Source organism: Halorientalis brevis (genome assembly GCF_023077655.1).
The window spans coordinates 440,732-462,683 of record NZ_JALLGV010000004.1 but is presented as its reverse complement, the minus strand read 5'-3'; the positions used below and the strand labels follow the sequence as shown (position 1 = coordinate 462,683).

General features: G+C 65.4%; 22 protein-coding genes and 1 tRNA gene. 7 read left to right on the top strand and 16 right to left on the bottom strand.

Going from position 1 to position 21,952, the window contains the following annotated elements; all coding sequences use genetic code 11:
* Positions 1-3: 3 nt before the first annotated feature.
* Entirely contained in the window at positions 4-336 is a 333-nt protein-coding gene (locus MU553_RS10555; RefSeq protein WP_247377067.1) for a DUF7991 family protein, read from the bottom strand.
* A 92-nt stretch (positions 337-428) separates the two neighbouring features.
* Here MU553_RS10555 and MU553_RS10550 point away from each other — a divergent pair, with 92 nt between their 5' ends.
* The gene (locus MU553_RS10550; protein WP_247377069.1) at positions 429-1,463 is read left to right on the top strand and encodes a thiamine pyrophosphate-dependent enzyme; all 1,035 of its coding nucleotides are present in this window, start codon (positions 429-431) and stop codon (positions 1,461-1,463) included.
* Positions 1,464-1,466: 3 nt separating this feature from the next.
* Here the strand turns inward: MU553_RS10550 and MU553_RS10545 are convergent, their stop codons facing one another.
* On the bottom strand, positions 1,467-1,697 hold the full coding sequence (locus MU553_RS10545; RefSeq protein ID WP_247377071.1) for an Lrp/AsnC ligand binding domain-containing protein: 231 nt from the start codon (positions 1,695-1,697) through the stop codon (positions 1,467-1,469).
* A gap of 146 nt (positions 1,698-1,843) precedes the next feature.
* On the opposite strand from MU553_RS10545, the gene MU553_RS10540 reads away from it, so the two are divergent.
* Together MU553_RS10540 and MU553_RS10535 are read left to right on the top strand one after the other, a co-directional pair.
* Complete coding sequence (locus MU553_RS10540) at positions 1,844-2,533, top strand: potassium channel family protein (RefSeq protein WP_247377073.1); 690 nt, start codon at positions 1,844-1,846, stop codon at positions 2,531-2,533.
* Positions 2,534-2,535: 2 nt separating this feature from the next.
* Positions 2,536-2,766, top strand: coding sequence for an Lrp/AsnC family transcriptional regulator (locus tag MU553_RS10535; protein WP_247377075.1), 231 nt, complete (start codon positions 2,536-2,538; stop codon positions 2,764-2,766).
* A gap of 157 nt (positions 2,767-2,923) precedes the next feature.
* On the opposite strand, the gene MU553_RS10530 is transcribed toward MU553_RS10535, so the two are convergent.
* The 4 genes from MU553_RS10530 to MU553_RS10515 all read right to left on the bottom strand — a co-directional run bounded on the left by MU553_RS10530 (position 2,924) and on the right by MU553_RS10515 (position 9,433).
* On the bottom strand, positions 2,924-3,436 hold the full coding sequence (locus MU553_RS10530; protein ID WP_247377076.1) for a DUF5813 family protein: 513 nt from the start codon (positions 3,434-3,436) through the stop codon (positions 2,924-2,926).
* Between the two features lie 113 nt (positions 3,437-3,549).
* Entirely contained in the window at positions 3,550-8,343 is a 4,794-nt protein-coding gene (locus MU553_RS10525; protein ID WP_247377078.1) for a multicopper oxidase domain-containing protein, read from the bottom strand.
* Between the two features lie 562 nt (positions 8,344-8,905).
* Positions 8,906-8,988: transfer RNA gene (locus MU553_RS10520), tRNA-Leu, on the bottom strand.
* On the bottom strand, positions 8,987-9,433 hold the full coding sequence (locus MU553_RS10515) for a group I intron-associated PD-(D/E)XK endonuclease (protein ID WP_247377079.1): 447 nt from the start codon (positions 9,431-9,433) through the stop codon (positions 8,987-8,989). The genes MU553_RS10520 and MU553_RS10515 overlap by 2 nt, the downstream gene beginning before the upstream one ends.
* Before the next feature lie 86 nt (positions 9,434-9,519).
* Here MU553_RS10515 and MU553_RS10510 point away from each other — a divergent pair, with 86 nt between their 5' ends.
* The gene (locus MU553_RS10510; protein WP_247377081.1) at positions 9,520-10,110 is read left to right on the top strand and encodes a hypothetical protein; all 591 of its coding nucleotides are present in this window, start codon (positions 9,520-9,522) and stop codon (positions 10,108-10,110) included.
* Here MU553_RS10510 and MU553_RS10505 read toward each other — a convergent pair whose 3' ends face one another.
* The 7 genes from MU553_RS10505 to MU553_RS10475 form a co-directional block, all read right to left on the bottom strand.
* Complete coding sequence (locus MU553_RS10505) at positions 10,111-10,452, bottom strand: ferredoxin (RefSeq protein WP_247377083.1); 342 nt, start codon at positions 10,450-10,452, stop codon at positions 10,111-10,113.
* Between the two features lie 44 nt (positions 10,453-10,496).
* A complete protein-coding gene (locus MU553_RS10500) occupies positions 10,497-11,162 on the bottom strand; it encodes an HdeD family acid-resistance protein (protein ID WP_247377084.1) in 666 nt (221 codons plus the stop codon).
* A gap of 175 nt (positions 11,163-11,337) precedes the next feature.
* Complete coding sequence (locus MU553_RS10495; protein ID WP_247377086.1) at positions 11,338-12,660, bottom strand: AI-2E family transporter; 1,323 nt, start codon at positions 12,658-12,660, stop codon at positions 11,338-11,340.
* 190 nt (positions 12,661-12,850) lie between these two features.
* Positions 12,851-14,509, bottom strand: a complete 1,659-nt coding sequence (locus MU553_RS10490) for an ABC transporter permease (protein ID WP_247377088.1) — start codon at positions 14,507-14,509, stop codon at positions 12,851-12,853.
* 1 nt (position 14,510) lies between these two features.
* Complete coding sequence (locus MU553_RS10485) at positions 14,511-15,380, bottom strand: ABC transporter ATP-binding protein (RefSeq protein WP_247377090.1); 870 nt, start codon at positions 15,378-15,380, stop codon at positions 14,511-14,513.
* Positions 15,381-15,674: 294 nt separating this feature from the next.
* Positions 15,675-16,220: a peptidylprolyl isomerase gene (locus tag MU553_RS10480; protein ID WP_247377091.1), complete on the bottom strand. Its 546-nt coding sequence runs from the start codon at positions 16,218-16,220 to the stop codon at positions 15,675-15,677.
* A gap of 60 nt (positions 16,221-16,280) precedes the next feature.
* Positions 16,281-16,904: an RAD55 family ATPase gene (locus MU553_RS10475; protein ID WP_247377093.1), complete on the bottom strand. Its 624-nt coding sequence runs from the start codon at positions 16,902-16,904 to the stop codon at positions 16,281-16,283.
* A gap of 109 nt (positions 16,905-17,013) precedes the next feature.
* On the opposite strand from MU553_RS10475, the gene MU553_RS10470 reads away from it, so the two are divergent.
* Entirely contained in the window at positions 17,014-17,385 is a 372-nt protein-coding gene (locus tag MU553_RS10470; RefSeq protein ID WP_247377094.1) for a hypothetical protein, read from the top strand.
* A gap of 120 nt (positions 17,386-17,505) precedes the next feature.
* A complete protein-coding gene (locus MU553_RS10465) occupies positions 17,506-18,090 on the top strand; it encodes an HdeD family acid-resistance protein (RefSeq protein WP_247377096.1) in 585 nt (194 codons plus the stop codon).
* Between the two features lies 1 nt (position 18,091).
* Here MU553_RS10465 and MU553_RS10460 read toward each other — a convergent pair whose 3' ends face one another.
* The 3 genes from MU553_RS10460 to MU553_RS10450 all read right to left on the bottom strand — a co-directional run bounded on the left by MU553_RS10460 (position 18,092) and on the right by MU553_RS10450 (position 20,671).
* Positions 18,092-19,162 carry an anthranilate phosphoribosyltransferase gene (locus tag MU553_RS10460; protein ID WP_247377098.1) on the bottom strand — a complete coding sequence of 357 codons (1,071 nt, stop codon included), beginning with the start codon at positions 19,160-19,162 and terminating at the stop codon, positions 18,092-18,094.
* A 95-nt stretch (positions 19,163-19,257) separates the two neighbouring features.
* Positions 19,258-20,046, bottom strand: a complete 789-nt coding sequence (locus MU553_RS10455; RefSeq protein WP_247377100.1) for a formate/nitrite transporter family protein — start codon at positions 20,044-20,046, stop codon at positions 19,258-19,260.
* 169 nt (positions 20,047-20,215) lie between these two features.
* A complete protein-coding gene (locus MU553_RS10450; protein ID WP_247377102.1) occupies positions 20,216-20,671 on the bottom strand; it encodes a MaoC family dehydratase in 456 nt (151 codons plus the stop codon).
* Positions 20,672-20,776: 105 nt separating this feature from the next.
* Between MU553_RS10450 and ahbB the strand changes: the two genes are divergently transcribed.
* Positions 20,777-21,814 (top strand): siroheme decarboxylase subunit beta, encoded by a 1,038-nt coding sequence (gene ahbB, locus MU553_RS10445; protein ID WP_247377104.1) that lies wholly within the window; start codon positions 20,777-20,779, stop codon positions 21,812-21,814.
* Positions 21,815-21,952: the final 138 nt, after the last annotated feature.

Below are 21,952 nucleotides of genomic sequence, written 5' to 3'. Positions count from 1 at the left end.
CCGCTACCGGGTTCGCTGCTGACGGGTCCGGTCGGGGACGTCGACCTCGTCGGGAGCCGGCATCCAGAAGAAGTCGAAGGCGATGCCGAGCGCCATCGGCAGGACGATCGTGACGCCCAGGACCGCGTTCGCGGTTCCCAGGTTGGGTCCCAGTCCGATGCCGCCCAGGACCAACACCACTGCCACGAGCGGCAGCGGCAACAACAGGGCGGTGTAGAGCGCGCTCCCCCAGCCTGTGTTCAGTCGCACTCGGAAGAACCGCGTCGCGAGCGCTGCGATGGTGGTGTTGACACCGAGAATGACGAGCAGTCCCACGACGTCGGCGACGCTGACCATATCGGGCGTACGTGCCACGGAACCTTTGGCGTGTCGGAACCGCGCCCGAGGTGAGGTCACCCTTTTTACCCTCTCCCTCGGAGCACTCTGCCATGCATCGGGTCATCGGTGAGCGGGAGTTCTCGGACGTGACGATCGCCGAGGACCAGGCACGCGAGTTGCTGGCGGCGATGGTGCGAGCGCGGGTGTTCGACGAGCGCGCGCTCGCGCTCCAGCGGCGCGGCTGGATGAGCGGGTATCCCCCGTTCCGCGGACAGGAGGCGTCACAGGTGGGCGCGGCCCACGCGATGGCCGCCGACGACTGGCTCTTCCCGACCTATCGCGCCAACGCCATGCAACTGGCCCGCGGCGTTCCGCCGAGCGATCTGCTGCGCTTTCGCCGCGGCCACCCGGAGTTTCACTCCGACCACGACCTCCCGCACTTCCCGCAGGCGATTCCGATCGCGACCCAGCTCCCCCACGCGGTCGGCGCGGGGATGGCCGCGAGCTACGAGGACGCCGACCACGCCGTCGTGGCGTACTTCGGCGACGGTGCGACCAGCGAGGGCGACTTCCACGAGGCCTGCAACTTCGCCGGAGTATTCGACGCCCCCGTCCTGTTCTTCTGCGAGAACAACCACTGGGCCATCAGCACCGCGCGGGACCGCCAGACCGCCGCTCCCTCCATCGCGGCGAAGGCCGACGCCTACGGGTTCACGGGCGGCCAGGTCGACGGCAACGACCCGCTGGCGGTCTTCGAGTTCGTCCGGTCGGCGCTCAAGCGCGTCCGCGAGTCCGAACCGGTGCTCGTCGAGAGCCTGACCTACCGCCAGGGGCCACACACCACCAGCGACGACCCCGACCGGTATCGTGGCGACGAGGAGCTCCCCGAGTGGCGGACGCGCGACCCCATCGACCGGTTCGCGGAGTACCTCCGCGCTGAAAACGTCGTCTACGACGGCTTCCGCGACCACGCTCGCGAGGAAGCCACCGAGGCGATAGACGACGCCGTCGAAATCGCAGAAGCGGCAGGTGAGTCGGGCCCCGACGACGTGTTCGAGCACGCCTACGCGGACCTGTCACCACGCGTCCGCGAGCAACGAGAGACAGTGCGAGGTCGCGCTGAGCGCGACGAGCCGGACCGCTGAGTCTCACTCCAGGCAGATGTAGGTGCGCGTGTCGGCGACGCCGTCGAGATCACGGATGTCCGTCGCCACCGAGTGCATCACGTCGTACACTTCGTCATCCTGGGCCTCCGCGATGACGTCGTACTTGCCGGCGACGATGTGTGCCTCGTCGATCCCCGGTAACTCCCGAGTCTCCGTGAGTAACGCCTCGGATTTCCCCGCTGCCGTCTTCACCATGATGTAGGCCCGTACCATCGTGACATGTGGTACTCCGTCACACAGCAAAAGCTTTGTTCCGACCACGTACTGAGAAGTCAGTATATGGGTTCTGACACGATCTCCGACGGCCGCCGGCGACCGACCGGGATAGCTTTATGACTTCCCGTGGGATTATGTAGCATATGAGATTCGTTATCATGGGTGCGGGTCGCGTCGGCTTGCGCACCGCGCGCGTGCTCAAGGAGGAAGGACACGAGGTCGTCGTCGTGGAGAAAGACCAGAAGTCCGTCGAGCGCGCCCGCAAAGAGGGGTTCGACGTGATCGCGGGTGACGGATCAACCGAGGCGGTGCTGGCCCAGGCAGACCTGGCCAGCGCCGACGCGCTCGGCGCGCTCTCGGGCGATCTGAACGACAACTTCATCGCCTGTCTGATCGCCAAGCACCACGGCTGTCGCACCGTGTTGCGCATCGACGAGGACTACCGCGAGGACATCTACCGCCGGTACGCCTCGGACGTCGACGAGGTCATCTACCCCGAACGCCTCGGTGCCATCGCCGCCAAGAACGCGCTCATGGGCGGGTCCATCCGCGCCGTCGCCGACATCGCCCGTAACCTCCAGATGGTCGAACTCACGGTCACCGAGGGCTCGCCGATGCAGGGGTACACCCTCAGCGAACTCGAACTCCCCGCCAAGGCGCAGGTGCTGGCCTTCGGCAAGCAGGGCGAGACGTTCGGCCTCCCGGACGCCGACGCGTCGCTCGAAACGGACGACCGCCTCGTCGTGCTCGCGGACTTCGAGGTGCTCGACGACGTCCGCCAGATCATCGTCGGTGACGGCAACACCCGCGCCGCAGCCATGGGAGGTGCCTGAGCGTGGTCACTGCCTACGTCATGGTCAAGGCGCTCTCGGGCGAGGCCGACCGCCTGAAATCCGAGATCGAGGCCATCGAGGGGATCGTCGAAGCCTCGATCGTCGCCGGCGACGTCGACTTCATCGCCAAAGTGGCGGTCGACTCCCCAGCCGAAGTCAAGAACGTCGCCGCAGACGGCATCCAGTCCATCGACGGCATCGAGAACACGCAGACGTACATTGCGATGGATTAGTACCTTTTTACTTCACCGGGTGTCCTCGGGCCTACGGCCCTGCGGGCACCCGGTTCGCAAAAATCTACGCTAAAAACTGCTGCGACCTCACTCCGCTCGGTCGCAGTGAACCGCCTCGTCCTTCGGACTCGGCGGATGCTTGCTTTTTTGGCGACCGCTACAGCGGCGTCCCGGTCCCCTCGCCCTGCCCCGCCGAACTGGCTTCGCCGAGCAGGTCCGCGACCACGCCCTCGTAGTCGTAGCCCGGGACGGCTCCCTCGACGTAGGTTCCCTCAACGTACTCGGCCATGGCCTTCGCGACCTCCGGTGCGTGGTCGGCGTTGCCGTACTCGAAGGTGAACGTGGCGACGGCTGCGCCGTCTTCTTCGGTGACGGTCAGATCGTCGAGTTCCACGTCCGCACGGGTTGCCATCGGTGCGTCCTCCAGTCGGCGCTCGTAGGTGTCGAACCACCCGGACTCGACGGCGTCGCCGACCTCGTCCGCGGTCGCACTGGAGAGCATCGGTGCCCGGACGGTGAGCGCGTATTCCAGCGCCCAGTCGTCCGTGTCGGTTGCGGTGACGCGGCTCTCGAAGCGAGAGGTCGTCACGAGAAAGGCGTCGCCGTCGCGCTCGAACGCGTCGTGAGCGTCGAAGGTCTTCGCTGCCCGCTCGGGAATCTCGTCGGTCATTGCCAGCCTCTAGAGTCGTCGTCGGCAAAAGCCCGTTGTGTCCGGCGAAGGGTCCCGCTCTCGATCACACGAGCGTCACAGTGTTCCCGAAGACGGGCGGAGAGCGACCGGCGTCAGTGCTCGTCGCCCATGGTGTCGATCTCACCGAGGCGGCAGGTCCCCTCGGGCTTTTCGTGGCCGTCGATGACGTAGGGAGTGTCACGGCAGGTCGCGTCGACGAGGAGCGAGTTCCCGACGATCTTGACTTTCCTGCCGGCGCGGTCCCCGGCCGACTCGCCCAGGAGCTGCGCGTCGGCGTCGAGCAGGTCGAGGATTTCCCGCTCGTCGACTGGGCCGTAAAAGACGTACGCTGCGCCGGCGTCGTGGCCGTTGAGACTGCTGTCCGGAACGCCGATGAGCACGTCGTCGTGACCGTTGCCGGTCACGTCACCGTAGGAGACGTTCCATCCCGGCCGATCCTCGGGGTAGTAGCCTTCGTGTTCGGCGACGTCAGGCAACGGCTGCACCGGCGTCTCGAATTCCTCGGGGCGGTCCCGAACGCGGAAGATCCCCCAGTACCCGGCTTCTAGCTTGCGGCGCTGTCTCGTCTCCTGGTAGATGAAGTCGCCGGTGCTTTCGGCCAGGCCACCGGCGCCCCCGAGTGGGGTGATGCTGTCGGATCGGGTGACACTGATGTCGTCGTTGACGCCGATCGTGTCGGATTCTTCGATATCGTCGAGTCGCAGCCACTGGTGGTCCGAGAGGTGGAACACGAGGCCGTCGGCTTTGTCCGCGGTCTTCTGGACGCGGAACGTGACGGGGTCGCCCAGCATGGCGCGCGGAATCGGCGTGTCGGGGTCGCCGGGGGGGTCGATGTCGGAGGCGTACACCTGCCACGGCTCGAGGTCCTCCTCGAACCGGCGCTCGAACGGCGCCGACCGGTAGTTGATCGCCTGATAGCCGTGGTCTTCGGGGTCACCGAGTTGGTTACACGGGGCGTCCGGATTCTCGACGTCAGGGCCGGGCGGGACCACACAGTCGTCGGGGTCGTTTTCGTTTAAGATGTACTGGCCGTCGGCGAAGGCGAGGGCGAAGTCGCGGCGGTCCGTGCCGTGGGGCACCTTCAGCATCGCCGAATCGGCACGGCCCTGCGGTGCGGGTTCGGCCGTCGTCGGATCGAGGAACTTCACGCCCTCCTGTTCGACGATGAGTCGACCGTACGCACCGTGGTGGCGGTTGCTTCGGAGGTCCGCGTAGTCGTGCAAGACCGCGCTCGTACTGATTCCGTTGACGAACCACCGGTAGGTGATGCTCTCGCCGGGACCGATCGTCTGGTCCCAGTTGAACCCCGCCGTCGTGCCGTCGGAGCCGAGCACGTCGTAGAACAGTTGCTTCGCGTGGATAGAGATGCGTTCAGAGCGCTCCCACTCCTGATCTGGCCCCTGCATCTCGGGATGGTCGTGCTCGACGTCGATCTCGTCGAAGTCGATGTCGTTGGTCAGCGTGACCTCTATGCAGTCTCCCTGGTTCGCACGTAAGACCAGCGGGGTCAGCGGGAGGTCGCCGTTTTTGATCTCCTCGACGTCGCAGTCGAGCGCGTAGGCGATTCCCAGCGGATCGTGGTCGCCGAACTCGTTGTACTCGATCTCGGTGTTGAACGCCGTGACGTCGAACTCACGGAGGCAGACGTCGTCGGGACACGGATCGCCCGGCGTCGGTGCCAGCGGCGGCGGGTTCCCGTCGATGGCGTCGTTCTGGCGGGCGTCCTTGTCTGGGGGGAATCGCCTGTCGTCGTCTTTCCCGTACAACAGCCGCGCGAGTTGCCCGTACTCGCTCCAGTCGAAGTCGCTCCACGGGGCCGGATGGCCCATCTCTTTGAGTTCCTCTCGGTGGATCTTCTCGTCCGGCGGCTCACAGTCCGGGAGTGGATGAAGATGGTCGACCCGCCCGCCGAACTCGCGGAACAGCCCCCACATCCCGTCCCAGAGGTCGTCGACCACTGCGGAGCCGTAGACGTAGTCCCTGATGGGAAGCCCCGCTGGATTCACGTCGAGTTCCTCGAAGAATTTGCGTCCGTGTTTGCGGCCGTGTTTGTGTCCGTGTTTCTGACCGTGTTTGCGACCGTGCTTGTGGTCGTGGTGTCCGTGTTTCTGACCGTGCTTGTGGTCGTGGTCGCCATCAACGAAGTTCTGATCCTGTTGGAGGTCAAACGTGAACGCTTCGGACGTTCCGATGACCTGTGTCGTGGCGTTCTCCGGGCCGACGCCCACGTCGTCGAACCGCCGGCCGTGGATCGTGAAGTTGTGTTGTTCCTCGTAGACCCCCTGCCAGAGTCGGAACCGGACCGGATCGTCTTCGTAGGCCTCGAACACTGGCGTGGAGGGATCGCCGTGGACGAACGAAGAGTGGACGTACGCCGGGTCCTCGTCGTTGCGCGTGTAGTACGGCGTATTGCGATAGTTGAGCGCCATCACGCCCGCGTTCTCGTTGTGCTCCTGCTGGTTATTGACGAGTTCACCATCTCGGTCGATCAGTTGAGCGAAGTCCTGATACGCCACGCAGAACTCGCGGTAGGCGTCACCGTCTTCGGGGTCGATGATCGCCTGGGTCCCGCTCCGGATGGGCTCTCCCGAGTACGGGTCGAGCCACTCCGATCCCGGCGGTTCGACGACGATCGCCGCGAACGAGCCGTGCATCACGTCTTCGATGCCGGTGATGTGGTCGTGGAAGAAGATGGTCCCCTCCTCGTCGGCGTACCACCGGTACTTGTTACGCTCGTCCGGCTGAGCGTCCTGGCGGTAGTTAAAGCCCGTCGCCAGCGAGTCCGACCCGAGCAGGTCGTAGGAGACGAAGTGGATGTGGTTCGACTTCCCGCCTTCCTCGATGGGGACGGTGTCCGCACCGATGTCCTGATCGGGCGGGTTCTCGGGGAACCGATCGCCCGGGATCGCAGCGATGTTCTCTTCCGTGACCTCGTTTTTGAACGTGATCTCGACGCAATCGCCGACGTTCGCCCGGATCACCAGCGGTTCGGGGTTCATCTTCCCCTCCCGGACCAGGTCGGCGTGTTCTTCTAACACGTAGACGATCCCGTTGGGGTCGTGGTGCCCGTCGTCGTTGTAGACGATGTCGGCCGGGAGGGCGACGATGGTGTACTCCTGCTTTTCGCCCTCGAACTCCGTCTCCGGGCCGTCGTAGATGTCGTCGTCGATCTCGGGATCGCAGGGGTCTGTGTACGGCGCACCAGGCAGGATCTCGCCCCGTCGGGTGAGCGCTTCCTCCTCGTCGGGTTCCGGGTTCCGGAAGTCGTTGAGGCCGGCCGCCCCGTACGGCGGGAACGGCGGTGCGTCGCCGAACTTGCCGGGAATGAACTCGGGGAAGCCCGGGATGGCCGAGTCGGCGTCGAGCGGCGGGTCGTTGTTCGGGAGTTTTTTCAGTCCCTCTCGCTCCTTGTCGAGGACGCGCATGACGCCCCACATTCCCTCGCCGTAGTGGGGGAACAGGTGGCAGTGGAACAGGACGTCACCGGTCGTTTTGTGCGCGCCGCCGGCACCGACCTCGAACGACTCGTCGAAGTCCATCCCCGGGCGAACCGACGTGAAGTCGTTGATGCCCGCTCTGGGCGTCCCGGCTGCGGTCACGTACGGGCTGTGGTGGACGGCACCGTTGCCCACTGTCTGGGAGTCGATGGTGTCCGATTCGTCCAGCGGCGGCGTCTCCTTCCAGCGGTGGCCGTGGAGGTGGTGGACGTGGTTCTCTTCGACGGATGCACCCATCGGAATCGCCATCACCGGGTCGCCGACGTACATCGGGTAGACGTTGTCACCGCCGCCGGGGTCGCCGTGGAGCCAGGAACTGTAGAAGTTCTCGCTGAGCTCTTCGATGTCGGGATCGTCGAGGTCCAGCGTCGGGATCCGGTTCCCGGTTGGGTCCGCCCGGTAGTTGATGGCGTGGACAGTCTGTGGCGTGTCGTCGTTTGGATACGTGAGCTCGCCGCCATCCGCCGTTTGTATCCCTTCGGGCGTGTGGTAGTGGACGATGAACTGCCGGAAACTGACCCCTGGGACGAACCCGGCGGTCTGGGCTTCCTCGCTGATCTCGTCGGGCACGTGTACGTCGGCCTGGACGCGTCCCTGGACCTCCTCGCCCGTATACGGGTCGGTCCAGGTCGTCCCCTTCGGGTGGACGACGACTGAGCCGAACAGGCCACGAGAGAGGAGGTTCACCTCCTGCGGGTCTTCCTCGGCGCTGTCGAACGCCTGGTTCGCTCCGTCGAGGAAGAAGTGGCCGCCGAAGTGCCTGGCGTGCCACCGATACGTGATGGACTCGCCAGGCGGCACGGTCGTGTTCGGATTGAAACCCACCTCCATCCCGTCCGAGTCTTCGACGTCGTAGGGCAGCGACGTCTGATGCATCGACGCGTGGCGGTCGAGGTCGTTGTGGAACTCGATCTCGATGATGTCACCCTTGTTCGCCCGGAGCGTGAGCGGCTGAATGAGCCGCGAGTCCGGCCCGGCCAGTTCGTCGTCCGGGACGTCGTCGCAAAAGAAAGCTGCATCCTCGTCCTCGAAGACGACGTTGTTGCCGCAGGGCCGTTTGCCCGAAACCTCGCGGATCCGGTCGAGGTCGTCTTTCAACGCGTACATCACGCCGACGGGTTGGTGCAACCCGTAGCGGTTGTACACGATGTCGACGTCGATGGCGTGGACCTCGAAGTGACAGACCTTCCCGCCGTTGGTCGGCTCGTCGGGGACCGTCTCGTCACAGCCCGCGAGCGCTTCCTCGAAGGGCTGTACGTCGGATCCGGAGAAGAGCATCCCCGATCCTGCCACGGTACCGCTCCCTTTGAGAAAGTCGCGTCGTGTCGCGTCGCCTGCCAGCGGATCTGTCTCGTCGGTTGCTGATTGAGGGTCGTTGTTGCTTGGCATGGATTACGTGTAGCCCACGCCCCACGTGACCCGTCCTGGGGACTGGACTACGAATCCTGCCATCCACGAACGTTCCCTTTGTTATCTCACGTCTGCCGGACTGTAGCCCTTACTTGCCATTCTAGACCCTCTCTTTCCCCAGAATACCGCGGTCTCTCTTGCGACGCCGTCAGTTGCTGGCGACGGGACTACTCAGAGTAAGCGACACTTCCAGTAACGACGATCCGAGTGAGCTGCTCAGTGCAGTCGCGTATACGCCGTTTTCTTCGAGCGAGAACCACCGGCCGGAACGGGCTCTCTCGGGCGATGTTACTGTTCGAGTTCGCTTGCTACTCCGGATTCACCTTCAGGAACGTGCTGGGGTGAACTCGAACTACGTGGAGACGATCGGACTCACTCCGGTCGGCCGCTGCGACTCCCCTCGTTCGAATCCATCGATGCACCTGCTGCTCACAGGTTGGTCGCAACAGGATGCGATTCGAACCACGTGGAGACGGCCGTTGCGTTGCCGTGCGGTGCTGTGCCCGACTCCACGCCGACGTGAGCGATCGGCAAAAGTGGATGAGGGGACGGGGGTTCGAACCCCGGAACTCCTTCGAGACGGGTTCTTAAGACCCGCGCCGTTGACCACTTGGCTACCCCCTCACAGTCTCGCGTCTAGTGTGTAATCCACCGCGAAGTTTACTGCTTTTTGGTTGTGATCGTTGTACGCTGTCTTCTCTCTGAAACTGAAGTTCATCTGGGTCTTCGGCGTTTCATCGAACCGAACGTACAACGTCGTCTCTCGATTCGGGCAGTGGATCAAATAGGACTCGATTTCGTCGGCCGTATAGTACGTTCTCTGTGGTGTCCCGCTACTCTGATACACCGTCGTATCGAACTCCACGACGACGGTCTGCTCTTTTTGTGTGTGCCTGTACGCCGTTTTCACCTGGACACGTTCTAGATCCCCGTCTCGATCGATGACCATATCGTACCGCTCGTTGCCGAACGCTGGCGTCAGGACTGAGATGCCCCGCTCGATCAGTTCGCTCGTGACTGCCGCTTCCGTTTCCCTCCCTCGCTGCTGATGCTGTCGCCCTCTGTTCATTAGCTGGCGGTAAATTCCTCGCTATTGGATTTAAAATTCGGCACGCAACTCCTGTGACTTATTCGCGTCGCACCCGAATCGCGTCCATGGCCGAACTCTCCGACGACGTGCTCGAGGAGGCCGCACACCGGGGCGAGACGCTACTGGTGGAAGACCTGGTTTCGCTGGCCGAACGCGCACACGACGACGAGCCCGGCATCGAGCGCGACCGGCTGACGACCTACGCCGAGGCGCTCGCGGAGCGCCGTGACGTCGACTTCGACCTCCAGGCGTTCGACAAGGGCGTCGCTGATCGGCTCACCGACGCGGAAACGTGGACGGACCGGGACCGTCTCTACGAACTCGGCGACGGCCGACTCAGTCTGTATCCGGCCGAGTGGCACGCGGCGCTCGGCGGTTCGACCGACGTGGCCGAGTACATCGCCTTTCTCGAACGGGACGCACCGGAGTTCGTCCTCGACCGCGGGACTGCCGAGGTCGGGCCGGGGATTCCTCAGCAGAAACTGCTGGACATCGTCGCCGTGGTCGGACGGGTCGATCGCGAGACGGCGCGCGCGGCGCTGGCAGACGCACGAGACGCTGGCGAGGTCGTCGAAGACGCGGATCAACATCCGCAAGCGGGCGTCTATCTGCGAGACGAAGCGGAAACCTACCGCGACGGGACGCTCGACGGATAACTACCAGTCGACGCTGAGCGTGCCGTCGCCGTGGGGGTCCGGCGCGATCTCCTCGTTGGTCCGGCGGTCGACCACGTGGATGACGCCGTCGTCTTTCTTCGCCGGGCAGACCTCGGCGGCGCGGACGTTGTGGTCGAGTTCCGATTCGTCGAAAAAGTACGTCTTGGGCTTGGCGACGCCGGTCGAGATGTCGAGATCCCAGTTGTCCGAGACCTCGGCGCACTTCCCCGCGCCGAAGCACTTGTTCGCCTCGAACACGATCTTGTAGGGCTTGTCTTCGACCGGCGGTGCGTCCTGCTCACCGATCTCGCTCGGGTCGATCGGCCCGTCCTCGTCGGCCATACCCGCAGTTTGGACCCGCCGACCTTTCGTCTGTCGTTTCAGCCTCAGGTCCTGGTCTCTCCGACCGGACCGGTCGCCGTCGGGGCTGCCTCGGGCGTCGCCGCCATCGCCAGGGAGGCCATCGCGACGCCCGTCGTCAGGAGGTTCACCCCGAACAGCAGGCCGACCGCCCACGCCGCGCTGCTGGGGAATTCGAGCAGGATGAGCGAGGACAGGAGGAGTGAGACGATGCCGGAAAACAGCATCCATCCCCAGTTCGAGTTCGCTCGGATGCGCAACCCCATCAACAACTGGACGAGCCCTTCGACGAGGAAGTAGATGCCGAGCAGGAGCGTCAACGTCACCAGGCCCAGCGTCGGATTCGCCAACAAGGCGACCCCAGCGATCCCGTAGAGGACGGCGAGGAGGACGCCGAAGGCGAAGCCGCTCCACCCTCGTGCCGCGAAGGCCGAGGCGGTGTGGAAGATCGCGCCGGCGACGAGGAGGCCACCGAACACGAGCGTGAGTGCGAGGCCCGAGACGAACGGCGCGAGGATGGCGACGATGCCCAGCAAAGCGATGAGCACGCCGACCGCCATCACGAGCGTCCGGTTCGCTGCCAGCGACTGCACGCCCGGTTCTCCCGCGGACGTCACGCGTTCTGATCGGGTATCTGTCGGCTCGTCTTGTGAGTCTGCGTCGATGGTATCGTCTGAGTTATCGGAGTTCATGGCTACTGTTGTGGGGACCACGATTCGGGCGGACAGCCCGGGACGACTCGGTCGAGAACGTGAAACCGCGCTGCAACGGACACCGAGAAATATTCACCAGCAGTGGCAAAAGGATAGTTTCAGCCTGTGTGTGCTGTAGTTGCGAACTGTGGTCCCGATCTGTCGTCGGGGCTCTCTACTGCGCCGAGTCTCCCTGCCCGTCGTCCGAGGCGACCGACCCGTCTTCGGCGACGGAATCGGATGACTCCCCTCCGCTCGCCGGCGGTTGCCCGCCCGACTGCGTCGGCTCGTCGGACTCCTCGGCAGGGACCGTCGCAGTCAGCTCTGCCTGCTCTCCCGGTGGTTCCGGTGCCGTCTCGGATGCCGTCTGGGACGCGAAGATCGGCTCCGTTCTGGCCCTCGCTGGGGTGTACTCCGGATCGACCAGCCAGGGGAACACGTGGCGGGCGAACTCGACGGCCACGACGAGCAGGAAGGGGCCGAGGAAGATGCCGTACCACCCGAATAGAAGCGGGCCGATCGTGTAGGCGAGCATGACGGCACCGACGTGGAGCGTTCGCCCGCTCACGTACGGGCGGAGCAACTGATCGGGAATCGTATCCACGATGATGATCGACACCCCGGCGAACAGCGCCACGAACCACACCGCGGTCGGGTCGACCAGCAGCGCGTTCCCGAGTAGATACGCACCGATGGGAACCCAGACGAGTTTGATGCCGATGACCGGCACGAGGCTGGCGACGCCAGCGACTAGACCGATCAACACCGGGTCCGGGATCCGAACGGCGGCGGGCGCGACGAGGTTGAGCCCGCTGTACGTGACGACGCCCAGCACGGCGGTGAGCAGCGCGTTGAGGATGTTCCCGAAGAACACGCTCTGGAGGTCGCTGTCGACCGCCATCAGGTACGAGTCGACGACGCCGTCGGCCGTCACGAAGGTTTCGCGTGCCCACGCTGCGATGCGGTAGTCGTCCCGGAGCAGGTAGAACGCGACGATGAGTGTGATGAACAGGTGAATGAGCGCGTTCAGCACCGAGACGATCGAGTCGATGAGGGTCCCCAGCACTGTCGTGGCCGACTGGTTCAGCCGGTCGAGTTGCGATGGGTCTTCGAGGACGGCTCTGGCGTTCGTCTCGAGGTCCGCGAGCGACGGCGACGTACCGACGTACGGCTCCAGTAACGTACCGAACTGGTCTGCCATGTCGGACCCGAGCAGCGCAGAGAACTGCTGGACCGCGGTCGTGACCGTCCACCCCAACAGCAACAGAACCGGCAGGGCCACGACCAGCAGCGTCACCGCCACTGCGAGCGTTCGTGTGGGGATGCGCTGCTCCAGTCGCTCGAACACCGGACGCGCGACGTAGTAGGCGAACAACCCGAGGATGAGCGTGCCGACGTACTGCCAGGCGACGAACAGCGATCCGACCACCAGCACCAGAAAGATGGCCCACAGCCCGACCCGTTTCCGGTCGAAGCCGCCGTCGGTCACGGGGCTCACGTCGGATCAACACCGGTGTGGCGGCCGCGACCGACACGCCAGTCGTCGGACCAGACACGGGGCACGTCGACAGGGCTGTCGCGCCAGTGCATGTCTCGACAAAACGAGCCTGAGGGCCTTAGTCGTGGGCTCCCGTCAGCGAGCGGGAACTGTCGGCTGCTCGGTGCGACTGACGCAGAGAGTCGCCCGCTCACCGCAGCTCGAGTTTCCGATGGAGCAGTGCTGCACCGAACAGCGCGATCCCCACACCGAGGAAGGCGAGTGGGACGCCGGTCTCGATGCTGGCGGCGGTCGAACCGAGGAAATCGACCGGTGTTGCACCGTTGAGCGGTCCGACGTACCACAGCATCAGGTAAGACAGCTCGAACAGCCATGACGACTGACTCCAGGTCCCCGCTGCGAGCGCCAGTGACGGGGCGAACACCGCACCACTCGCGAGTCCGACGAGGAGTGCTGGCTGCCCACTGACGACGAACAGCGCTCCCAGACCGCTACTGACGCTGACGGCCACGGCGATCCCAGCGATCCACTCTGCAACGAGTTGTTCGACAGGGTACTTCGACGAAAGCACCAGCGCCGTCAGTCGGTGTCGCGTCGTCCGCACGCCCATCTCCGACCAGACGAATATCGGCCAGACGAACGCGAGCGGCACCAGAACCTGTCGCGTGACCGTGGCGTGAGAACTCGCCAGCCCGCCGCGCAGGAGAGTCCCGATCGGGACGAGGACGAGCGCGGCTACACCAGCGTACCACCACCACCGCCGGCCCCGGACAGCCAGCCGCACCTCCGCAGCCACGAGGCGCCAGAACCCCCCCGTGCTCCGGTCTTCGACGGGCGTGAGTGATACCGAATCGACGGGTTGTGAGTCGGCCGCGGTCTCGTCGGGGTCGCTGTTCTCGCGACCGGACCAGACTGCAGGTAGCAGTGCGGTGAGTCGCGACAAGCGCCCGGTTTGCTCCGAGGACGTCACTGATCGGACCCGCCGGAACGGAACCGCCGCGACGAGGACGACGACCAGCGCTGGCAGCACCAGGCCGGCACGCTGAACGTATATCCAGATCGGCCACGACTGCCCATCGTAGGTGAACGTCTGGTCGCCCTCGAGCAGGCCGAACGACGGGAGCACGCCGTCGGCTGCGGGCACCGCTGCGGTTAGCGGGTCCGCAGTTAACGTGTAGACAGCGACGTGACCGAGGAGATCGCTCGCCTTGATCCAGAGCGGCAACTCGCTCGGCGGCGTCCCCTCTGCGGAGGCGAGACTCGCCAGTGCGACCGTCGCGAGCAGCAGGTAACCGACGTTCCCGCCGGTTCCCCGGAGTCGCTCGACGGACTCGAACAGCAGTGACACTGCGCCGACGAGGGCACAGAGCGGGAGCCCGAACGCGACGATCGGTCCCAGGAGTGCGAGCGGCTTGGTCGGTCCGACGCCGTGGACCGCGTGATTGACGACTGTTGCGAAGCCCAGCGTCGCGAGGACGAGGACGCCGTACCCGATATTGCTCAGCCACTTCCCGGCCAGGAACTCCCGGTCGGTGACCGGGGTCGTTCCGACGAGTTGGTCGACGTTGGTCTGCCGGTCGCGCTCGAGTGTGCCCTTCATGAGGTAGAACCCGCCGAACAGCAACACCGCAGCGGCGGTCATGCCGGCTTTGAGGCCGACGAACGACGCCGTGTTCGCGCCGTGGACGTTCGTCAGCGCGTCTCCCATCTCGATCTGGTAGGCGAGCTCGATCGCGCCGACGTTGACGAGGTACCCGAGGTACGCCACGACAGCGAGCACGACTAGCAGCCGCCGGGATCGCACCCGTTGCAGGAAGTCCGCTCGCGCGACGTGATAGATCCGGCGCATGTCAGTGTGGTCGTTCGACCGTTTCGAGGTACGCGTCCTCGAGCGTCGCCGGGACCTGCGCTGCGGTCTCCGTGGGCGGGGACTCGCCGAGCACCCGGGCTTTGACGCCGTCGGACCGCTGGACAGTGCTGCACACCTGATACTGGTCGGCGAGCGTGGACAGTTCCGACCGCGGCACCACGCACTCGTAGACGGTCTCGGCGACCCGGTCGATCAGTTCGTCGACCGTCGCGTGTGTGAGCAACCGGCCGTCGTCGAGGATGGCGATTTCGTTCGCTGTCGCCTCCACGTCCGGGACGATGTGCGTCGAGAGGACGACCACCCGGTCGGTCGCGGTGTTGGCGAGCGCGCTGCGCAGGCGGACCCGCTCCTCGGGATCGAGTCCCACTGTCGGCTCGTCGACGACGAGCAGCTCGGGGTCGTTGAGCAGCGCTTGCGCGATCCCGACGCGCTGGCGCATCCCGCCGGAGAACGTCTCGAGCTTCCGGGTTCGGACGCCGGTGAGATTCGTCAGTTCGAGCAACTCGTCGATCCGTGCGCTCGCCGTCTCGCTGTCGAGTCCCCGCAAGGCAGCCATGTACTCTAGAAACTCCGTCACCGTCAGGTCCGGGTACACGCCGAAGTCCTGCGGGAGATAGCCGAGTACCGATCGCACGGTGCCGGGTGACTCGACGATGTCCGTTCCGTTCCAGGTGGCTGTGCCCGTCGTCGGCTTCAGGATCGTCGAGAGAATCCCCATCAGCGTCGATTTCCCCGACCCGTTCGGCCCGAGGAGGCCGTGAATCCCCTCTTCTAATTCGAGAGTCACGTCGCGGACCCCCCACGTCCCCTCGCCGTACTGTTTCCCGAGGGATTCCGTACGGAGCGTCATCGGTGACCTCCGGCGCTAACCGGTCGCGGCGCGCTCGGTCGCCGGGACCGCCGCCTGCCGATCGGTGCGCGTCGGACCGCTCGGCTTGGCGGCAGTCGCGAGCGTGTTCGTGGACGGTACCAGCTCTCGGGTGTGGAGGGCTGCTCTGCAGGCGGGACCATGCTGGTCGGATGTTCCGCGAGCCGTGTAATAAAGCAGCTATGACAGTTTCAGCGAGCGAAACTCTCGTCGTCACGTGAACGACGACTCGGTGACGAGGCGTTCGTCACCGTGGTTCGGTGTTGGTCGCGTTCCTCAGCGGTCGATATCGACGGATTCGATGACGACGTCGTCGAGCGGCTTGTCTCTGCCGTCGGTCTCGACGGCGCCGATCTCTTCGACGACGTCCATCCCGTCGACGACTTCGCCGAAGACGGCGTGTTTGTCGTCGAGGTGTGGCTGTGCGCCGAGTGTGATGAAAAACTGTGAGCCGTTCGTGTCGGGGCCGGAGTTGGCCATCGACAGTTTGCCGGGGCCGTCGTGGCGGAGCTCGTCGTGGAACTCGTCGTCGAACTGGTAGCCGGGGCCGCCTCGACCCGTCCCCGTGGGATCCCCGCCCTGGATCATGAAGTCCTCGATGATGCGGTGGAAGGTGATCCCCTCGTACAGTGAGTCGCCGCGGACCTCGCCCGTCTCGGGGTCTTCCCACGTCGTCGTCTCGACGCCGGGTTCGTCGTTCGCCGCGGGGTCGTGTTCGGCGAGGTTGAGGAAGTTCTCGACGGTCGTCGGCGCGCGCTCTGCGAACAGTTCGATTTCGATGTCTCCGTGGTTCGTCGACAGCGTGACAGTCGGGTTGCTCATGGAGTCCCCTCCGTCGGGTCAGGGGAAAAGTCTGGTGTCTGGGGCCATTTGGTCGTCCGATTAGCGCCGCGCGTCGGCGGTCACGCCGCCGTCCGAGAAGTTCAGATCGACCAGTCCGAACGGCGAGCCACCGCGGACCTTGGTGATGGCCATCCGGGTCCGGAGGTTCTCGTCGATGACCTCGGCACAGACGTCCCACACCTGGTCGGCGCGGGCCAGCGTCATGTCCCGGCGGAGGACCGAGGGCGTGTTCTCGTGGCAGTGGAGCAGGCCGACGCTGTCGGTCATCCGGAGCGCGCGCTTGCAGGTGTCCAGAAACGAGCGGTAGCGTTCGCGGTCACCCTGCTCCAGTTCGGTCGTCGGGTCGATGATCACCAGCGAGTGCGAGTCAAGGCCGCCGAGATACTGCTCCGGGCTGGCGAGGATGTCGTCACCGCTGACCGCGCGGACGTCGATGCTGACGCCGGCCGTCGAGGGCAGCGTGGCGGTGATGGCGTCGGTCACCTCGTCGCTCGTGCGAAGCGTCGAAAGGTATCGCGTCGGGTTCTCGGCCGCCATCGCGTACAACAGCGGTTCGCTCTGTGCGCGCGGCGGCGCGGTCAGTGCCACGAGACTGCCCGGTGGCACGCCGCCACCCATGGCGCTGTCGAGGAGTTCGACCCCGGTCGAGAGGTCACCGGTCATGCCCCCACGCATGCGGTCTGTCCCGATAAATGTGCTGTCGACTGGTGCTGTCGTGCCACCGTTCGGCACGGAGCGGCCCGTTTTTTGTCCCGGGCTGCGAGGTGCCGCCATGAGCACTGACCGGGCGACGGCGGAGGGCACCAGCGGAATGGCCGCGACGAACGCGGTCCTGGTTACCGGACTCCTCGCTGCGCTGCCTGCCGTTCTCGTCATCTACCTGCGTTTCGACGGCAACCTCTACGCCGTCTTCCTCACGACGCTCGCGATGGGCGCGCTCCCACCGTACAGTTACAGCAAACGCTCGCGGCGGGACAGTCCGGGCCGCGCCGCGCTCTGGGGGCTCGGCGTCGCACTCGCCGTCTTCGCGGCGTTCCTCGGTCTCTGGGTCGCCCTCCGCGAGTCGCTCGGCGCTGACGGCGCGGCCCTCGTCGCCTTCCTCGCCGTCCTGCTCGCCATCTACGGCGCGCTCACGGTTCGGTGATCGTCACAGTCGTTCCCGAGTGACCCGAAACCGACCGGCATGCCAGCGGCGCGTAACTCCACTCGAATATAACCATTTATCGTGAATATCCTTACCCGTCTCCGGTTCCTGTGCGCGCGTATGAGCACGGAAACACCGACCGACGCGACGCTGGCGACGGTGGTCGCCGACAAGCGGCGGACGCTCCAGGCGGCCGGCGTCCTGCTCGCGCTGCTGGGGGTGCTGGCGATCGCGTTCCCGTTCGTGACCGGCATCTCGCTGGCGCTTCTGTTCGGGGCGACGCTGATCGTCGGCGGCGTCTTCCACTACGCGCACGCCTTCTCGGCGGCCGGCTGGAGCGGCTCGATCGCACAGGTGCTCCTGGGGCTCCTCTACACGGGGGCCGGCATCCTGCTGATGGCGAACCCGGTTCTCACGCTGGCGTCGCTGACCGTGCTGCTCGTCGCGTTCCTCGCCGTCGAAGGGCTCGTCCTCATCGGGCTGAGTTTCACCGTCCGAAACGAGCCAAACTGGGAGTGGAACGTCTTCAGCGGCTTGCTCTCGCTGTTGCTCGCCGCACTCCTGTGGGCCGGCCTGCCGTCGACTGCCGCCTGGGGACTCGGCCTCATCCTCGGCGTCAACCTGCTGACGACGGGCGTCGGGCTGGTGTTCCTGGGTCGTGGCTCCGAAGAACTGACGGGAGAAACCGCAGAAACGCCCGCGTGAGTTAGAAGGACTGCAGGTCGTCCAGCACCGCTTCGGCGTCGCCGCTCTCGATGGTCTCGCGCGCGACGTCGAGTCCGTCGTCGAGGGTGTCGACGTCTTCGCGGGCGTACATGCGCAGCGCGGCGTTGACGGCGACGGCGTCGGCGAACTGGTCGTCGCGGTCGCCGGCCAGCACTTCCTCGGTGATCGTCGCGGAGTCGGCGGCGACGTCGTCGACTTCGAGGTCCTCGCTCTCGAAGTCCATCCCGTACTCGGGCGTCTCGATCTCGAAGTCGGCGACCTCCTCGTCGCCCTCGCTCCACTCGGCGACGACGGTCGAGCCGGGGCGGACGTCGTCGTAGCCTTCCAGGCCCTGGAACATCAGGACGCGGCTGACGTCCTGGGTCTCGGCTTCCCGGAGGGTGTTGGTCATCTTGAGGGCGAAGGGCAGGTGGTAGAAACTGCCGAGGTGGACGTCGGCGTTGGCGGGGTTGGCCAGCGTCTCGACGGTGTTGACGAACGTCCGGACGCCCATCTGGTCCCGTCGCTCCCAGATGTCGTCGACGCCGGGGTTGAAGTTGGGCTGGTAGTAGTAGCCCACGCCGACCTCGTCGACCATGTCGGCGCTCTCTTCGGGTTCGAGGTCGGTCCGGACGCCGAGTTCGTCGAGCACGTGCTTGTACGAGTCGGACTTCTGGGAGGGGATGCGGTCCCCGGAGTGGATGACGATCGGGGTGCCGGCGGCCGCAGCGACGGCGCCCGCGGCCACACCGAGGATGGCGGTGTCGGCTTTGCCGTCGTAGTTCGCCCCGCAATCGACGGGGTCGGCGTCGGGTTCGGCCGTCACGACGGACTGCTCGCGCATGACGTCGGTGAACGCGGACAGCTCCTCGGGATTGTTGCGCTTCCAGCGGTTGGCCAGCATGAACGCGCCGAACGTCGTGGGGTCGGGTTCGTCGGCCAGGATGCGCTCGAAGGCCTCCCGGGCCTGCGCGTGGTCCATGTCCGCTGCGGATTTGGGCCCCGAACCGACGACTTCGGTCATCAGCCGTTTGAGCGGCCACTCGCCGAACTCCTGGGTCGCTTCTGCCATACTCGGCGCTCGGGCCGCCAGAGCGAAATAGCCTGCGGAACGCGCCGCTTCTCCCACGACGCCGAACGACGACCGCGACGCTGCGACGTCGGGTCTCACCCGCCGTCCTCGCGCGCCCCCTGCACCTGCGCGATGTGAGACAGTGTCACCAGTCCGAGTCCGCCGACGATGTTCCCGGCAGTGACGACGGCTGTGATTTCGGCCAGCGTTCCGAGGCCGATGTCGGCACCGAAAAAGACGCCGAACAACAGGTGCAACACGGTGACGATGACGTGGTCGAACGGCCCCAGCGCCAACAGAACTCCGACCATGTAGGAGACCGTGATCTGACTCCTGACGCTATTGACCGCCGACAAGAGAAAGGAGAGTAGCGTGACGAGACCGCCGCCAGTGATGCCTTTCGCGAAGCCAGCGACCGGGTCTCGGACGACGGTATCCTCGGCGAACCCGCGTAACGCGTGAGCCGTTCCTGACGGGAGTGCACCGTCGACCGACAGGACCCACACCATCAGTGCGCCGCCGACGAGGTTGAGGACGAAGGTAACGACCCACAGGCGGACGAGCTTCGAGACGAGCCACGACTGGGAGTTCTCGGCCGCCGCCGCGACCGGGTCGAAGAAGTTCTCCGTGAACAGCTCCGCGCGACCGACCACCAGGAACACGATGCCAGTGCCGAAAATGAGCGCCCCGGCGACGCTGGCAATGTCCTCGAACTGCGACGCGAACGCCGCCTCAACGATGCCGAGCGCGGCGATCCCGAAGACGATGGTAAAGCCGGCGATGAAACTGGTCGCGAAGAGTTCGAGTGGCGACTGGTCCAGCCGCCGTTGCCCTTCATCGACCGCCCGCTGGAACACCTCGGAGGGGTCCGGTTGGACACCCATTTTCGACTGGTCGGTCGGCACGAGCAAAAACGTGTAGATTCGCCTGTATATCGGGCTGCTACCCCGCTATCAGCCCGCATCCGTCGTGAAAAGGAGGCTCACTTACCAACCCGATGAGATACGCTCTCGACGTGACGGCACTTCGACTGGCGAGCCGGGGTGTGGCCGCTCACTGGTCGTCGTGACGTCGCTCGACCATGCCCAACCCGATCCAGGAGATGACCGCCTCGCCGTCCTGGTTGTACCCCGTGAGCTTGCTGTCGACGTGGCCGACCGCAGGATTGTCTTCGTCGGTTCGTTTGTCGACGACTTCGACCTCGACCGAGAGCGTGTCGCCGGGGCGGACTGGCCGAATCCAGCGCAGGGCGTCGACGCCGCGTGCCCCCTGGGACGCCCAGTCGGCCTCGTCCATCACTTCGACGAGCAGGCGCATGCACATCGAAGCGGTATGCCAGCCGCTGGCTGCGAGGCCGCCGAACGCCGTCTCTTCTGCGGCGTCCTCGTCGACGTGGAACGGCTGCGGGTCGTACTGTTCGGCGAACTCGACGATCTCGTCTTTCGTGACGTCCTGGCTGCCGTGCTCGTAGGTTTCTCCGACCTCGATATCATCGAAGTACCTGACCATCGCTCCCTACTGGCCGGCGCTCCCACGAATAGGTTGTCCCCGTTCGTTGCTGACCAGTTGCGGTGAAACGACAGGATTACACGCCACGACTCCATAGGCCGGCTAATGAGCCTCCAGTCGGGCGACTGGCGCGACGAGATCGACGACGCGGACGCGGCCCTGATCGACGGCTACCAGAGCGACTTCCCAATCGCCGAACGGCCGTTCCGCGTCGTCGCCGACGATCTGGGTATCACGGAAACCGACGCCCTCCAGCGAGTCGAACGGCTCCGCGACGAGGGCGTGTTCCGTCGGTTCGGCGCCGTGCTCAACCCGCCCGTCATCGGGTCGTCGACGCTGGCAGCCGTCGCAGCGCCCGACGACCGCTTCGACGAGGTCGCCGAGGTCGTCAACGGCTACCGACAGGTCAACCACAACTACCGACGGGATCACGAGTGGAACATGTGGTTCGTCGTGACTGCCGGGTCGCGGGAGACGCGCGACCGCATCATCGCCGAGATCGAGGACCGAACCGGCCTCGACGTCCTCGTCCTCCCGATGCTCACCGACTACTACATCGATCTGGAGTTCCCCGTCGTGAACACTGACCGCTTCGCCCGGGAATCCTTCGCAGAAACGGACGCCTCGGCCACTCGAATCAGCGAGGACGCCGCGGCGGACCTCTCCGCGCTGGATCGGCGGCTCCTGCTCGAAATCCAGGACGGCTTCCCGCTGTCGGCGACGCCCTATCGGGACGTCGCCGACGCGGTGGGCGCCGACGTGGCTGACGTGTTAGCGGCCATCGAGGGACTGCTCGCCGATGGGTGTATCAAGCGCATCGGCTGCGTGGTCAACCACGTCGCGACCGGCTTCGACAGCAACTGCATGGTGGTGTGGGACGTGCCCGACGAGAAACTGGACGAGTGGGGGTCGACTGCGGGCTCGCTGCCCTACGTCACCCTGTGCTATCACCGCCCGCGCCGCCCCGAGCAAGACTGGCCGTACAACCTCTTCACGATGATTCACGGCCGCGAATCGGCGGCCGTCGACGAGAAGATCGACGAACTCGCCGACGAGTACCTGCCCTGCGAGCACGAGCGACTGTACTCGACCGAGACGCTGAAACAGACGGGCGCGCGGTACGACGAGATCGTTGGCGAGTGATTTTTCGCCCCACGTGCGAGCGAACCAGCGTTTCTCGTCAGTCGATCTCTCGGTTTGATGATTACTGTAACTCTCTCACTCACGACGGGGTGGAATTGGCGGTGAGCGTCGCTGAAGCGCGGACTTTGCCTCGTGGTG

Coding starts and splice junctions, on each gene's coding strand:
- MU553_RS10450 (WP_247377102.1), bottom strand. CDS start 20,671: ATGGTCAGGTACTTCGATGATATCGAGGTCGGAGAAACCTACGAGCAC.
- MU553_RS10550 (WP_247377069.1), top strand. CDS start 429: ATGCATCGGGTCATCGGTGAGCGGGAGTTCTCGGACGTGACGATCGCC.
- MU553_RS10545 (WP_247377071.1), bottom strand. CDS start 1,697: ATGGTACGGGCCTACATCATGGTGAAGACGGCAGCGGGGAAATCCGAG.
- ahbB (WP_247377104.1), top strand. CDS start 20,777: ATGAGCCTCCAGTCGGGCGACTGGCGCGACGAGATCGACGACGCGGAC.
- MU553_RS10490 (WP_247377088.1), bottom strand. CDS start 14,509: ATGCGCCGGATCTATCACGTCGCGCGAGCGGACTTCCTGCAACGGGTG.
- MU553_RS10515 (WP_247377079.1), bottom strand. CDS start 9,433: ATGAACAGAGGGCGACAGCATCAGCAGCGAGGGAGGGAAACGGAAGCG.
- MU553_RS10505 (WP_247377083.1), bottom strand. CDS start 10,452: ATGGCCGACGAGGACGGGCCGATCGACCCGAGCGAGATCGGTGAGCAG.
- MU553_RS10555 (WP_247377067.1), bottom strand. CDS start 336: ATGGTCAGCGTCGCCGACGTCGTGGGACTGCTCGTCATTCTCGGTGTC.
- MU553_RS10475 (WP_247377093.1), bottom strand. CDS start 16,904: ATGACCGGTGACCTCTCGACCGGGGTCGAACTCCTCGACAGCGCCATG.
- MU553_RS10480 (WP_247377091.1), bottom strand. CDS start 16,220: ATGAGCAACCCGACTGTCACGCTGTCGACGAACCACGGAGACATCGAA.
- MU553_RS10540 (WP_247377073.1), top strand. CDS start 1,844: ATGAGATTCGTTATCATGGGTGCGGGTCGCGTCGGCTTGCGCACCGCG.
- MU553_RS10525 (WP_247377078.1), bottom strand. CDS start 8,343: ATGCCAAGCAACAACGACCCTCAATCAGCAACCGACGAGACAGATCCG.
- MU553_RS10485 (WP_247377090.1), bottom strand. CDS start 15,380: ATGACGCTCCGTACGGAATCCCTCGGGAAACAGTACGGCGAGGGGACG.
- MU553_RS10465 (WP_247377096.1), top strand. CDS start 17,506: ATGAGCACGGAAACACCGACCGACGCGACGCTGGCGACGGTGGTCGCC.
- MU553_RS10510 (WP_247377081.1), top strand. CDS start 9,520: ATGGCCGAACTCTCCGACGACGTGCTCGAGGAGGCCGCACACCGGGGC.
- MU553_RS10460 (WP_247377098.1), bottom strand. CDS start 19,162: ATGGCAGAAGCGACCCAGGAGTTCGGCGAGTGGCCGCTCAAACGGCTG.
- MU553_RS10530 (WP_247377076.1), bottom strand. CDS start 3,436: ATGACCGACGAGATTCCCGAGCGGGCAGCGAAGACCTTCGACGCTCAC.
- MU553_RS10455 (WP_247377100.1), bottom strand. CDS start 20,046: ATGGGTGTCCAACCGGACCCCTCCGAGGTGTTCCAGCGGGCGGTCGAT.
- MU553_RS10500 (WP_247377084.1), bottom strand. CDS start 11,162: ATGAACTCCGATAACTCAGACGATACCATCGACGCAGACTCACAAGAC.
- MU553_RS10470 (WP_247377094.1), top strand. CDS start 17,014: ATGAGCACTGACCGGGCGACGGCGGAGGGCACCAGCGGAATGGCCGCG.